This is a genomic window from Cupriavidus mimosae (assembly GCF_023952485.1).
Taxonomy (GTDB): domain Bacteria; phylum Pseudomonadota; class Gammaproteobacteria; order Burkholderiales; family Burkholderiaceae; genus Cupriavidus; species Cupriavidus taiwanensis_C.
Genome location: NZ_JALHRY010000001.1, coordinates 415509 through 428129 on the forward strand (window position 1 = coordinate 415509; position 12621 = coordinate 428129).

13 protein-coding genes are annotated in these 12621 nt (G+C 68.6%); 1 reads left to right on the forward strand and 12 read right to left on the reverse strand.

All coding sequences use genetic code 11. The features are described 5' to 3' along the window. Positions 1-170: 170 nt before the first annotated feature. Positions 171-644 carry a DM13 domain-containing protein gene (locus MKD50_RS01845; RefSeq protein WP_252666206.1) on the reverse strand — a complete coding sequence of 158 codons (474 nt, stop codon included), beginning with the start codon at positions 642-644 and terminating at the stop codon, positions 171-173. Positions 645-806: 162 nt separating this feature from the next. Here MKD50_RS01845 and MKD50_RS01850 point away from each other — a divergent pair, with 162 nt between their 5' ends. Further along, positions 807-1040: a CDP-diacylglycerol pyrophosphatase gene (locus MKD50_RS01850; protein WP_115683523.1), complete on the forward strand. Its 234-nt coding sequence runs from the start codon at positions 807-809 to the stop codon at positions 1038-1040. Between the two features lie 18 nt (positions 1041-1058). Here the strand turns inward: MKD50_RS01850 and MKD50_RS01855 are convergent, their stop codons facing one another. The 11 genes from MKD50_RS01855 to MKD50_RS01905 form a co-directional block, all read right to left on the reverse strand. Next, positions 1059-2609, reverse strand: coding sequence for a TAXI family TRAP transporter solute-binding subunit (locus tag MKD50_RS01855; RefSeq protein ID WP_252666207.1), 1551 nt, complete (start codon positions 2607-2609; stop codon positions 1059-1061). Positions 2610-2622: 13 nt separating this feature from the next. After that, positions 2623-3813, reverse strand: coding sequence for a sodium/glutamate symporter (gltS, locus tag MKD50_RS01860; protein ID WP_252666208.1), 1191 nt, complete (start codon positions 3811-3813; stop codon positions 2623-2625). Between the two features lie 273 nt (positions 3814-4086). Continuing rightward, entirely contained in the window at positions 4087-5253 is a 1167-nt protein-coding gene (locus MKD50_RS01865) for an ABC transporter permease (protein WP_252666209.1), read from the reverse strand. 15 nt (positions 5254-5268) lie between these two features. Further along, the gene (locus MKD50_RS01870; RefSeq protein ID WP_111516808.1) at positions 5269-6423 is read right to left on the reverse strand and encodes an ABC transporter permease; all 1155 of its coding nucleotides are present in this window, start codon (positions 6421-6423) and stop codon (positions 5269-5271) included. A 12-nt stretch (positions 6424-6435) separates the two neighbouring features. After that, positions 6436-7128 carry an ABC transporter ATP-binding protein gene (locus MKD50_RS01875; RefSeq protein WP_115702604.1) on the reverse strand — a complete coding sequence of 231 codons (693 nt, stop codon included), beginning with the start codon at positions 7126-7128 and terminating at the stop codon, positions 6436-6438. An 11-nt stretch (positions 7129-7139) separates the two neighbouring features. Next, positions 7140-8354 (reverse strand): efflux RND transporter periplasmic adaptor subunit, encoded by a 1215-nt coding sequence (locus tag MKD50_RS01880; RefSeq protein WP_115701913.1) that lies wholly within the window; start codon positions 8352-8354, stop codon positions 7140-7142. 155 nt (positions 8355-8509) lie between these two features. Then, positions 8510-8857, reverse strand: coding sequence for an ArsR/SmtB family transcription factor (locus MKD50_RS01885; protein WP_115701911.1), 348 nt, complete (start codon positions 8855-8857; stop codon positions 8510-8512). Beyond that, on the reverse strand, positions 8838-9302 hold the full coding sequence (locus MKD50_RS01890; protein ID WP_252666210.1) for an SRPBCC family protein: 465 nt from the start codon (positions 9300-9302) through the stop codon (positions 8838-8840). Before MKD50_RS01890 ends, MKD50_RS01885 begins: the two co-directional genes overlap by 20 nt. A gap of 158 nt (positions 9303-9460) precedes the next feature. Beyond that, positions 9461-10249, reverse strand: a complete 789-nt coding sequence (locus MKD50_RS01895; protein WP_240071079.1) for a crotonase/enoyl-CoA hydratase family protein — start codon at positions 10247-10249, stop codon at positions 9461-9463. Positions 10250-10258: 9 nt separating this feature from the next. Beyond that, a complete protein-coding gene (locus MKD50_RS01900; protein ID WP_252666211.1) occupies positions 10259-11050 on the reverse strand; it encodes an SDR family NAD(P)-dependent oxidoreductase in 792 nt (263 codons plus the stop codon). Next, on the reverse strand, positions 11047-12612 hold the full coding sequence (locus MKD50_RS01905; RefSeq protein WP_252666212.1) for a class I adenylate-forming enzyme family protein: 1566 nt from the start codon (positions 12610-12612) through the stop codon (positions 11047-11049). The genes MKD50_RS01900 and MKD50_RS01905 overlap by 4 nt, the downstream gene beginning before the upstream one ends. Positions 12613-12621: the final 9 nt, after the last annotated feature.

Genomic DNA, 12621 nt, shown 5'->3' on the forward strand with positions numbered 1-12621 from the left:
GGCCGGCTGCCATGCCAGCACTGGCGGGTGCTTAACTCTCATATCGACACCTGCGGCTGGTCTTGCGGGGTTCGTTGGGCCGGTTGTCTTGACCGGCCCCTTTTTCCGCTTGCGCCGCCGCTCTGCTGCGCCGGCAACGCCATCGCCAGCCGCGCTCCCGCGCCCGGTCCCTATCTATACCGCGCGGCCCCGATAAACTGCCCGAAGCGCTCGCACCAGATCACTACCGCGGCATACTGCGCCGGGTCCACGCCTGGCGGCAACGGCACCGTGAAATTGCCAAAGGTCTTGAGTTCGCCGACCTGCAGCGACTGATTTTTGATCCGCAGGAAGCCCGCCTTGTTGTCGACGAACGCCGGCGCCAGGTAGATCCGGTAGTCCGGTCCCGGTGCCACGCTGCCTTCAAAGGCGAGCGCATTGGCCGAGACATGGAGCCGCCCGCTGGCCCAGTGCAGCGCGTCGCTGCCGGCCAGGTCCTTGCGGAAGGCGCCGGCATAGCGCGCCTGTTGCGATACCGCCTGCACCTGCCCGGCACTGGCGCCCGGCTGAGCCGTCAGGATCGGCAGCACATAGATGCCCGCGGCAAAGCCGGCCGCCAGCATGGCGAGGTGGGTCAGCACGAGGATGGCGGGCCTGGCGGTCATGGCGGGCTCCGGAAGGGATGGCGATGCCGGTATGTCGGCGCCGGCGCCGGAACCTGACAGCGCCGTGGCAGGTTGACGGCCTTGGCACATTCGCAACGGTTTCACCAATCCAACACATGGAAGTGGTTATGATCTGGTAGTTGCCCTGTCGAGAAGCTGCCTATGACCCTCCACGTCACGATCCGCACTATCCGTACCGGCACGATGCAAACCGCCCGCTATCAGGCGCGCGTCTACCTGACCACCGATGCCGAGGCTTTGCCGTTGCTGGCAACGGATTGGAGCGAGCGCGAGGCCGAAGCCTTCCGTACCGCACAGTTCTGGGCGCAGCGCCACGCTTATGTGGTGTCTAATCCACGCGCAGGAACGTTCTACGGCGTATCGGGCCGGCGCTGAAGCCCGCCAGCGCACCCCCTACCTTGCCTGCGTCGCGGATGCGGCAGGCGTGCTGGCCGGCCTGGCCGGGGCCGGCGCGCGGCCGCCCGCGCCCATGGCGTCGAGCGTCTTGGCCGCCGCCAGATGCTGCGGAATCATCAGGCCCTGGCGCGCCGTGGCCACCGAAATCTGTCCGCCCTGGGCGCTGCCGCGCGCGACCAGGTCGCGCCCGTTGCGGTAGACCAGCCGGGTCAGGTCGGCCACTTCGTTGTCGGACAGGTCCGGGCCGGTCACCAGCACGGCCGCGGTGGCGATGGTGCGCACCGGCGCGCTCAGGCCGGGATAGGTGCCGGGCGCGATCGATGCGCGGAAATAGCCCGCCTTGCGGCCAACCAGCGCGACGATGGCCTTTTCGTCGAGCGGCAGCAGCCGCAGCGGCATTTCGGCGAGCGCATCGCGGATGCTGTCGGCGGGCACGCCGATCACCTGGATCACGGCGTCGACCTGGTTCTGGCGCAGCGCCACCAGGCCGGTACCCAGCCCCACTTCCTCGGCCTTGAAGTCCTTGTCCGTCAGGCCATGCGCGCCCAGCACGCGCAGCGCGGTATGGCGCGAGGCCGAGCCGCGCTCGCCCACCGCGATGCGCTTGCCACGCAGGTCCGACACCGAGCGCGCCGGATCGCCATCGCGCACCAGCACATGCACCGGTTCCGGATAGAGGCTGCCGATGGCGCGCAGCGAGGCCTGCGGGCCGTCATCGGCGAAGGCGTCCTTGCCCTCGTAAGCGTCCAGCGCGGCATCCCCCTGCGCCAGTGCCACCGAGACCTTGCCCGCGCGCAGCAGGCGCAGGTTCTCTTCGCCGCCGTGCGTGACCAGCGGGATCGCGCGCACGCGCGTGCCGGCAACCAGCGCCTGCGCAAAGCGCAAGTACTGGCCGTGCTCGGCACCGGCGGCAATGGCATAGCCTTCATTGACCCGCGCCAGCCGCGCGCGGATATTGGCGTGCGCGGTGGTCAGCTCCTGCTCGATCACCGCGCGCTGCGCCGGCGACGCGTCCTTCTGCACCGAGTCGATCACCTTGCGCATCGCGTCCAGGATCGCCGCCGGGCCGCTCGGCGCATTGGTGGCGACGGCCGGGGCCTCGGCCGGGCGGTAGCCGGCCGGCAGCACGCCGACCCAGCGCTCGCCATCGCGCCGGTACAGCGCGGTGCCGTGGGCGCGGATGATATCGCCGGCCTTGTTGCCGCCGCTGGTGATGCCGGTGATGCCGCGCGGGCCCGCGCCCAGCGCCGACACCAGGCCCGCCACGCCGGGCGAATCCCAGGCGCCGAAGTCATAGTCGCGCAGCAGCTTCAGTTGCGCGTCGAAATAGACGATGCGGCGGGTCTCGCCCGCCGGGGCCTTGGTATCGGCCTGCGAGCCGCGGCGCTCAAGGCCCACCACCTGCACCGTGCCCGGCGGCAGCGCCAGTGCCAGCCGCTCTTCGACGCCGGCGCGGATGCCGTCGGCGGCCGGGCCGGCGCCGCATCCCGCCAGCCAGGCGCTGGCCAGCAGGGCAAACAGCAGGGTCAGCAGGGCGCGGCGCCGCATCTCAGCCCCCATCTCAGCCCCCGATCAGCGGCAGCGCCAGCATCATGGTCAGCACGAACGCGTTCATCAGGTCGACGAAGAACGCCCCGGCCAGCGGCGTGATCAGGAAGCTGGTCGGGGCCGGCCCGTAGCGCGCGGTGATGGCGCGCATATTGGCCATGGCGGTGGCGGTCGAGCCCATGTTGAAGCCGATGAACGCGGCCGAGGTGACGGCGGCCTCGTAGTCGCGCCCCATGAAGCGGAAGCACACCAGCACCACGTAGAGGATGATGAACACCACCTGCATGGCGATGATCAGCAGGAACGGGCCGGCGGACATCGCCACGTCGGCCAGGTCCAGCGCCATCATCGTCATCACCAGGAACAGCGACAGGCAGACATTGGTGATCAGGTCGGTGGCACGGTCGTCAAAGCGCATGCCGGCAAAGGGCAGCAGGTTGCGGATGGCGATGCCGAGCATCATGCACCAGAGGAAGCCCGGGATGGTGATGGCGCCGGTCGGCATCTGCGCGGCGATCCAGCGCCCGCCGATCACCGCGGCCAGGATGCCGGCCAGCGACGCCAGCGCGCCCACGGTGGTGACGGGCGAGACCGCCGCCGCTTCCTCCTCGGTGTCGCCGGCCTCGCGCGCGGTCGAGCGCAGCCGATAGCGCGAGATCAGGTACTGCGCCACCGGTCCGCCGATGATGCCGCCGACGATCAGGCCGACCGTGGCCACCGTCATCGACAGGTCCATCACCGCCTGCAGGTTGTTGACCTCGGCAAAGCGCTCGGCATAGGCCGCGCCGGTGCCGTGCCCGCCCACCAGCGTGATGGAGCCGCTTACCAGGCCGAAGATCGGATGCAGGTCCAGCACCCGCGCCATGGCCACGCCCACTAAGTTCTGCACCACGATATAAGGCAGCAGGATGATCAGGAAGATCACCAGCGCCTTGCCGCCGCGCCGGAGCATGCGCAGGTCGGCGCAGAGGCCGACGCCGCCGAAGAACATCAGCAGCAGCACCGGCTTCATGCCGGGATCGATCACCACGCGGAATTTCACCGCCGCCATCGCCGTCGACGCGATGATCGCAAACAGCAGGCCGCCGGTGACGGGATCGGGAATGTTGTAGCGCGACAGCACGCCGACGCTGCGGTTGACCAGCGTTCCGATCAACAGCACCACCACGGCAGTCAGCAATGAGGCCAGCAGGTCAAGGTTCATCGGGGGGCGTCCTGACGCGTAGCATGCATCACTACGGGTTGTAGTCGGGCACGGGAGAGAAGGCAAGGAAAGGATGGGCGGCGCCAGGGCGATGGTGCTCTCCCTCTCCCCTCATGGGGAGAGGCCCGGGGTGAGGGGTGGTCTAGCTTGGAGCCACATTGAGCGGGGGCAGTGGTTTTTCAGGACATAACTGTCGTGGAGGCGCCGGCCCTCACCCCCGCCCCTCTCCCGCAAGCGGGAGAGGGGAGCAAAACCGGCAGCAGCGCGCATAGGTCAACGCGCCCGCAACGCCTCCACAATATTCATCCGCGCCGCCCGTACCGCCGGCAGGAATCCCCCGACGAGGCCCATCGCGATCGAGAACGCCAGCGTCTGCAGCGCAATCGCCGGGGTCAGGATAAAGCGGAACGAGAGGTCGGCGAAGGTCTGGAAGTTGGTGGTCGAGAACGACGCAAACTGCATCAGCGCCGCGCACGCCAGCCCCGCGGCGCCGCCGACCAGGCCCAGCAGCGCCGCTTCGGCCAGGAACGCGGCCAGCACGCTGGCGCGCTGGAATCCGAGCGCGCGCAGCGTGCCGATCTCCGCCACGCGGTTGGCCACCGAGGCGTACATGGTGATCATGGCGCCGATCATCGCCGCGATCGAGAAGATGGTGGACAGCGTAAAGCCCAGGATATTGATAAAGCCCGACAGGGCCTTGGACTGGTCGCTGTAGAAGGCCTGCTCGCGCTTGGCCTCGTCGGCGAGGCGCGGATCGACGTCGAGATCGGCGCGCAAGCGCTCGAACAGCGCGGAATCGGCCAGCCTGACCACCATCGACGAATACGAATTGCGCCGGAACGATTGCATCAGCTGGTCGACGTCGCCCCAGATCTCGGAGTCAAAGCCGCTGCCTCCGGCGTCGAAGTGGCCGACCACGGTCCAGTCGCGCTGCGCAAAGCGCAGGTGCCCGCCGATCTGCACGCCGGCGAAGCCACCGGCGATGCTGCTGCCGACGATGATCTCGGACGAGCCCGGCCGGAACGTGCGCCCGGCCACCAGCCGCACCTGCGGGCGCAGATCCATGCCTGCCGGCGAGATGCCGCGGATCACCACGTTGGACGGCTGGCCGGTGCTGGCCTTGGTCAGCGAGATCAGCACCACGGCCTCGCGCGACGCCAGCGGCCGGCCGTTGCGGCCCATGGCCACGGCCGGGTGCATCTCGATGATGCTGGCCTGGTCGCGGTTGACCGCGCTCTGGATCTCGGTTTCGGCGCCCTTGCGGATCACCACCACGTTGTCGTGCTCGCCGGTGGTGACCAGGGTTTTCTTCAGCCCGGCGTCGAGCATCAGCATGGTGGCAAAGACGAACACCACCAGCGCCAGGCCGGCCGCGGTCAGCGCGGTGGTCAGGCGCCGGGCCCACAGGTTGCGCGCGATATAGGTCAACGGGATGGCCATGGCGCTCCCCTCGCGCTAGCCGATGGCCCGCAGGCCCTCGACGATGCGCACGCGCGCTGCCTGCAGCGCCGGCACGATGCCGGCAAAGATACCCACCGCCAGCGCGCACGCCGCCTGCAACTGCATGGTCTGCGGCGATACCGTAAACACCGGGAACACGCCGCCCACCGCCTGCTTGAAGGCAGTGGCCACCGGCGGCGTGGCCAGCATGCCGAGCGCGCCGCCGGCCACGCACAGCGCCAGCGATTCGCCGAACACCAGCAGCGCCAGGAAGCCGGGGCCGAAGCCCAGCGCCTTGAGCGTGGCGTATTCGACGGTGCGCTCGCGCGCGCTCATGGCCATGGCGTTGGCCATTACCGCCATGATGATCACGATCACCACGTACGAGACCACGCGGATCGCCGCGATGATCTGGTTCGACATCGCGACAAAGCCCAGCTGGAAGGCCTGCTCGGTTTCGGTCAGGGTCTCGGCCAGCGAATTGCGGAACACACCGTCGACCTGGCGCGAGATCGCCGCGGTGTTGTCGGGGTTGCCGACGCCCAATATATAGACGCCGACCTGGTCGGCCTGGCGCGGGGTGCGCTTGCGCACGGTCTCGTTCAGGTATTCCCAGTGGAACACCATCTGGCGCGTGATGGTGCTCTCGTCGCGCCCGTCCATGATGCCGCGCACCACGAATTCCCAGGTGCCGGGGTAGATGGTGCCCTTGATCGGGATCACGTCGCCGACCTTGAAGCCGAACTGGTCGGCCAGCTGGCGCCCCACCAGTGCGCCCTTGCGGTCGCGCTGGTAGTCGGCGCGCTGCGCGTCCGGGACGATGAATTCGGGGTAGAGGTCGAGGTAGTTGTCGGAGACCGCGAACTGCGCGAAGAAGTTCTTGGGATCGCGATAGACCCCGCCAAACCAGTTGGAGCGCGCCACCATGGTTACGCCGTCGATGCCCTTGATGCGGCTTTCGTAGCTGAGCGGCAGCGGAAACACCAGCGAGATCGCATTGCGCGTGACCAGCCGTGCGCTGGAGGCGGCCGAGGCGCCGGCATACCAGGCATCGATCACGGTCTGCAGCAGCCCGAACGCCAGCACCGCGATCACCAGTCCGAACACCGTCAGCGTGGTGCGCAGCTTGTGCCGCAGCGCATTGCGGGCGATCAGCTTGAGCGCGTACATGGTGAATGGAGACTACGCCGGCTCGCCACGGATCAGCTCTCCCTTTTCCAGGTGCACCAGCGAGCCAGCCGCGGCGGCGGCGTGCGCGTCGTGCGTGACCATGATGATGGTCTTGCCGGCATCGGCGTTGAGCCGCTGCATCATCGCCAGGATCTCAGCCGCCGAGGTGCGGTCGAGGTCTCCGGTGGGCTCGTCGGCAACGATCAGCGCGGGATCGGTGATCAGCGCGCGCGCGATCGCCACGCGCTGCTGCTGGCCGCCCGACAACTCCGACGGATAGTGGCTCATGCGGTCGGCCAGGTTGACCATGTCGAGCACCAGTTCCACGCGCGCGCGCCGCTCCGCGCGCGGCAGCCGCGTCAGCATCAGCGGCAGCTCGACGTTCTCGAACGCGGTCAGCACCGGCATCAGGTTGTAGAACTGGAAGATAAAGCCGACATTGGCGGCGCGCCAGTCGGCTAGCGCCGCTTCCGGCAGTTGCGTGATGTCCAGCCCGGCGACGCGCAGGGTGCCGCGGTCGGGCCGGTCGATGCCGGCAATCAGGTTCAGCAGCGTGCTCTTGCCCGAGCCCGAGGGGCCCATCAGCGCGACGAAATCGCCTGCGCCGATCTCCAGCGAGATATCGGTCAGCACCGGCACGGTCTGCATGCCGCGCCGGTAGGACTTGGCGACGTGGTCGATCTGCACCAGCGGCGCGGCGCTCATGCGGCCCTCGCTCATGGCTTGGCCGTGGTCACGCGGCTGCCGTCGCCGATCTGGTCGCCGGGCGACAGCACCACTACGTCGCCCGGCTTGACGCCCTGCACGGCCACCAGTTCGCCCAGCTTGGCGCCGCTCTTGATCGTCATCTCGTGCGCCTTGCCGTCCCTGACCACGTAGACCACCTGGCGGCCGTCGCGCGTGGCGATCGCGGCCGGCTGCACCGCAACCACCGGCTGGCGGTCCTGCGCGGTGGCCGCGCGCGACAGGAAGGCGATCTTGGCGCTCATGTCGGGCAGCACGCGCGCATCGCGGTCGACAAAGCGCACCTTGACCAGCACCGTGGCCTTGGAGCGGTCCACCGTCGGCACGATGCGCGAAACCTGCCCGGCCAGCCGCAGGCCGGGCAGGGCGTCGAGCAGCAGCTCGCAGGGCTGGTCGACGCGGATCCGGGCGATATTGGATTCGGCGACATCGGCTTCGACTTCCAGCGTCTCCATGTCGGCGATGGTGACGATGGCGCCCTTGGTGTCGGCCGCGGCGGAGAAGGGCGTGATGTTGTCGCCCACGTTGGCATGCTTGACCAGCACCACGCCGTCGAACGGCGCGCGCACCACGGTCTGCTCGACCGCCACCTCGGCCGCGCGCGCATTGGCCTGCGCCGACGCGACCGACGCGCGCGAGCTGTTCACCGAGGCCCGCGCCTTGTCGAAGCGCGCCACGTCGGCATCGTACTGGGTGCGCGAGATCGCGTTCGGCACGATCAGAATCCTGGAGCGGCGCAGGTTCACCTCCGCGTCCTTCAGTTCGGCCTGCTGCAGCGCCAGGTTGGCCTGCGCCACCTGGACCTGCGCCTGGGCCTGCGCGAACGACGCGGCCACGTCCTTGCTTTCCAGCCGCGCGATCACCTCGTCCTTCTTCACGCGCGAGCCTTCCAGCACGCCCAGCCATTCCAGCCGGCCCTGCGCCTTCGATGCGACTGCAGCCTTGCGCTGCGGCACGACATAGCCGGTGGCGTTCAGCAGCGTGAAGTTCTGCGTGGGGTAGGCGGAGGTGACGGTGGCGGTCTGCACCGGCCGCGGGCCGGCCAGCCGGAAGGCAATGCCGGCCAGCGCCAGCAGCACCACCGCGACGGCCGCGTAGCGCAGCCACCGGCGCCGCGGACGGATACGGACGCCGGCCGCGGCGGCTTGCCGGTCGATCTTGAGCCTGGACAGGTCGTGGTCAGCCACTGCGCGCTTCCTCTCGCTGGAATGGGCGGGGCTGTCAGTATAGCGGTGATAGGGAGTGACTTCGTGACCTGTGCGGCAGCCAACGACCGCTTGGTTGCTCCCTCTCCCGCAAGCGGGAGAGGGGAGCAAAGTGGCAGGGCAATTGAGAAATCCAGCTAATGCTCGCCCTCCACCGCAAGCTTCAGCTTGCCCAGCGCAAACTCCCATTGCCGCCCGATCGCTTCCAGCGACCGGCGCGCGGCATCGAGCTGGCCGGGCTCGAACTGCCACAGGCGCTCGCGACCGGCGCGGCTGTCGTGCACCAGCCCGGCCTGCGCCAGCACCTGCAGGTGCTTGGTCACCGCCTGCCGCGTCATGGCGCTGCCCGCGGTCAGTTGCGCGATCGACATCGCGCCGCCGGCGCACAGCGCGGCCACCAGCCGCAGCCGGGTTTCGTCGCCGAGCGCGGCAAAGACCGCGGCGGACTGCCGCAGTTCCGGCGCCTCAGTCAGTGCCGGCAACATGCTGGCGGATATTGTTGACCTGCTCATCCCAGCCGCCGCTGTTGATGCGGAAGGCTTCCTGGCGCCGTTCCGGCGGGATCCGGTCAAAGCCGGACTCGACCACGGTCAGCATGGTGCCGCCTTCCACCGCGCGCAGCGTGAATTCCACCAGCGTGGCCGGCTCGTCCGAATAATCACGTCCGCGCTCCAGCGGCGCCGGATGCCAGCGCCACGACAGCAGCCGTTCCGGCTCCATGCGTTCAACCTGGACGTCGAACTTCAGGTATTCATAGCCCGGATAGGTGATGCTGCCCACCACGCGCTTGCCCGGGGCGAAGGTGGCGCCGTCGAAGCGCACGCCGAACCAGCTGCCGAAGGTATCGGCATCGGTCAGCGCGTGCCAGACGCGCGCGACCGGGGCTTCGATCAGGATGCTGCGTTCGATGCGGTCGGTGTCGGAAGGCATGGGCGGTCTCCTTGGAGTGGATCGATATGCAACTAAGTGGTTGCATATTAGGCGACGGGATCGGTTAGCGCAACCGATGTCACAGAAAAAGCCGACCGGCACTCCGTCCGCTCGCGAGGCTGCACCGCCACCGGCGATGAAGCCTCGGGTCACGCCTGCTATACCCCTCGCCACACCGGCTTGCGCTTCTCCACGAACGCTTTCAGGCCCTCCTTGCGATCCTCCGATTCGATCGCGACGGCGGCGATCGGCATCTGCTTCTCCCAGGCTTCTTCATCCGTCCAGTTGGCGGACTGGAAGATGATTTCCTTGGCCGCCGCGAGACCCGTCGGGCCGTTGGCCATCAGCTTTAGTGCCAGCGCCAGTGCTTGGTCCAGCGCCTGCCCGGGCTCGACCACGCGGTTCACCAGCCCCAGCGGTGCGAAGAAAGATGGATCCTTGAGCTCGCCCGTCAGTGCGAGCTCCATGGCGATGTGGTACGGGATGCGCCGCGGCAGCCGGAACAGCCCGCCGCCAATCGCGGCAAGGTTGTGGCGCACTTCCGGCAGGCCCATGCGCGCGTTCTTTGCCGCGACGATCAGGTCGCACGACAGGCACAACTCGAGGCCGCCGCCAACCGCTACGCCTTCGACCGCTGCGATCAACGGCTTGCGCGCGGGCCGTTTGAACACGCCGAAGCCGCCGCGCGGCGGACGTTCGCGCAGTTCGCCGCGCGCCGCCGCCTTCAGGTCGGCGCCGGCGGAGAAGTCGCCTCCGGCGCCGGTGATGATGCCGAGGAACAGGCCGGGGTCGTTGTCCAGCTGGTCCATCGCCGCGTTCATCTCCAGCGCGGTCTGGCCGTCGCAGGCGTTCTTCACCTCCGGCCGGTTGATGGTGATCACCAGCACATGGCCGTGCCGCTCGGTCAGGACGCGCGGCGCCTGGGTGTCCGTACGGGTATCTGACATGGCGTCTCCTTACAGGGCGAACGAGAAACCGCCGTTGACCGGATAGGTCTGGCCGGTGATCCAGCTGCTGGCATCCGAGGCGAGGAAGGTCACCATGTTGGCGACGTCGTTGGGCCGGCCCGGACGGCGGATCACGTATCTCTCCATCATCTTCTTGGTGCGCTCAGGGTCCGCTTTCAGTCGTTCCTCGATCGCCGGGGTAACGGTAGCGGAGATGGCGACGCAGTTTGCCGTGACGTTGTAACGTCCCATGGCACGCGCCACGCCGCGCATGAAGCCCGCCGCGCCGGCTTTGGCGCCCGAGTACACCTCCAGGTTCGATTCGCCCATGCGGCCAGCATCGGAGATGATGGTGATGATGCGGCCCGCCTGGCGCGCGATCATGTCCGGGATCGCGGCGGCGGTGCAGTGGATCACGCCGTAGAAGTTGACGCCGATAAAGCTGTTCCATGCATCGGGGCCGGTCTCCCAGAACGGCTTGCGCGCATCGGCGCTGGGCGTGGCGCCGGCATTGCCGGCGTTGTTGACCAGCACGTCGACACGGCCATAAGCCTCGCGTGCCGTGGCGAACATCGCCTGCACGCTTTCATGGCTGGTCACGTCCGCCTGCACGGCGATGGCACGGCCGCCGGCGGCGCGCACTTCCTCGGCCACCGCTTCGGCGCGGTCTAGGAAGTAGTCGTTGACCACCACGCCTTCGGCATCGTGGGCGACGGCATGCAGCGCGATCTGGCGCCCCACGCCTTGCCCGGCGCCGGTCACCAGCATCACGCGTTCGCTGAGGCTGAGCAGGTTGTTCATACGTTTTTCTCCTTGTCTTTCCAGAAGGGCGCGCGCAGGTCGCGCTTGAGCAGCTTGCCGACGGTATTGCGCGGCAGTTCGTCGACGATGCGGATATTGCGCGGGCGCTTGTACGAGGCGAGCTGGCCGACGCAGTGTTCGAGCAGCGCAGGTTCGTCAACGCTCAGCCCGGGCTTGATCTCGCAGAACGCCATCACGCTCTCGCCGAACTCTTCGTCCGGGATGCCGATGACCGCGGCGTCGGCGACGGCAGGGTGGGTTTGCAGCGCCGCCTCGATTTCGGCCGGATAGATGTTCACGCCGCCGGAAATGATCATGTCCTTGGCGCGGTCGCTGATGTAGAGGAAGCCTTCGTCGTCGAGCCGCCCGACGTCGCCGGTGCGGAAGAGGCCGCGTTCATCCCGCGTGTCGGTGCCGAGCGCGGGGGCGTTCAGGTAGTTGCGGATCGCCACCGGCGTCCAGGCCCAGATCTCGCCGGAATGGCCCACCGGCAGCACGTGGCCGTCGGCATCGCGGATCTCGATGCGCACGTGGCGGTAGGGGCGGCCGCTCGAGCCGGGCTTGCGCTGCTGGTCGCCGGCCATCATGCGGCTGACCATGCCGGTCTCGGTCGAGCCGTAGCCTTCGTAGAGGCAGTCGCCGAGATGCGTGATGATCCATTGCTTGAGCGCATCCGACACCGGCGCCGCGCCCACCGTGATCGACTGCAGTGACGTGAGGTCGTGCTGTGCCACGGTGCCGGGCGGCAGCGCCGCCAGCCGCTTGAACATGGTCGGCACGCCGGTCCAGTGGCTCACACGGTAGCGCTGGATCGCGTCCAGCACGGCGAGCGGGTCGTAGCGCCGGATCATGACGGTGAGCGCGCCGGCCTTCTGCGCCGCCCATATCTGCGAGGGGCCCGAGCCATGGTGGACGGGCATGGTCAGCAGGAAGCAGGCCTCGGCCGAGGTGGTGCGGTGGGCGCCGACATCCGCCAGATATTCGGTGACGATCGGGTCCGACATATCCGCGCTGCCGCGCATCAGCACCCCCTTGGGCAAGCCGGTGGTGCCGGAGGTGTAGATGATCAGGCCAGGCTGGCCCGCAGAGTATCGCGCGGGGGCAGGGGCGGCGACCAGATCGGCGTAATGGTCGAAGCCTGCCGCGGCGACGTCCAGCGACACCGCGGCCTTCAGCGGCTGGCCGTCGAACGCTGGCAGCAGCGCGGCCGGGTCGGCGTCGTCGCAGACGATGGCGTTGGCGCGGCTGTTGTTGAGCACGTAGCGCACCTCGGCGGGCGTGAGCCGCCAGTTCATGCCCAGCAGCGAGCAGCCGAGCTTGCCGCATGCCGCGGCGATGGCCATCCACTCGAGCCGGATCTGGGTGCGGACCACGACGATGTCGCCGCGGCCCAGCCCGCGCGCCGACAGGGCATGCGCGAGCCGGTTAGCCTGGTCGTCGAGCGCGGCCCAGCTCAGCGCGCGCTCGCCCTCGATCGCGGCGAGCGCATCGGGCCGCGCGCGCGCCCAGTGCTCGACGGTGCCGGGCTGCGGCACCTGCGCGGTCTCTACGGAAGCTTGCATGTTCTCTCC

Bases quoted from the DNA above. Each gene is read 5' to 3' on its own strand.
- MKD50_RS01845 (WP_252666206.1), bottom strand. From the start codon at position 644: ATGACCGCCAGGCCCGCCATCCTCGTGCTGACCCACCTCGCCATGCTG.
- MKD50_RS01850 (WP_115683523.1), top strand. From the start codon at position 807: ATGACCCTCCACGTCACGATCCGCACTATCCGTACCGGCACGATGCAA.
- MKD50_RS01855 (WP_252666207.1), bottom strand. From the start codon at position 2,609: ATGCGGCGCCGCGCCCTGCTGACCCTGCTGTTTGCCCTGCTGGCCAGC.
- gltS (WP_252666208.1), bottom strand. From the start codon at position 3,813: ATGAACCTTGACCTGCTGGCCTCATTGCTGACTGCCGTGGTGGTGCTG.
- MKD50_RS01865 (WP_252666209.1), bottom strand. From the start codon at position 5,253: ATGGCCATCCCGTTGACCTATATCGCGCGCAACCTGTGGGCCCGGCGC.
- MKD50_RS01870 (WP_111516808.1), bottom strand. From the start codon at position 6,423: ATGTACGCGCTCAAGCTGATCGCCCGCAATGCGCTGCGGCACAAGCTG.
- MKD50_RS01875 (WP_115702604.1), bottom strand. From the start codon at position 7,128: ATGAGCGCCGCGCCGCTGGTGCAGATCGACCACGTCGCCAAGTCCTAC.
- MKD50_RS01885 (WP_115701911.1), bottom strand. From the start codon at position 8,857: ATGTTGCCGGCACTGACTGAGGCGCCGGAACTGCGGCAGTCCGCCGCG.
- MKD50_RS01890 (WP_252666210.1), bottom strand. From the start codon at position 9,302: ATGCCTTCCGACACCGACCGCATCGAACGCAGCATCCTGATCGAAGCC.
- MKD50_RS01895 (WP_240071079.1), bottom strand. From the start codon at position 10,249: ATGTCAGATACCCGTACGGACACCCAGGCGCCGCGCGTCCTGACCGAG.
- MKD50_RS01900 (WP_252666211.1), bottom strand. From the start codon at position 11,050: ATGAACAACCTGCTCAGCCTCAGCGAACGCGTGATGCTGGTGACCGGC.
- MKD50_RS01905 (WP_252666212.1), bottom strand. From the start codon at position 12,612: ATGCAAGCTTCCGTAGAGACCGCGCAGGTGCCGCAGCCCGGCACCGTC.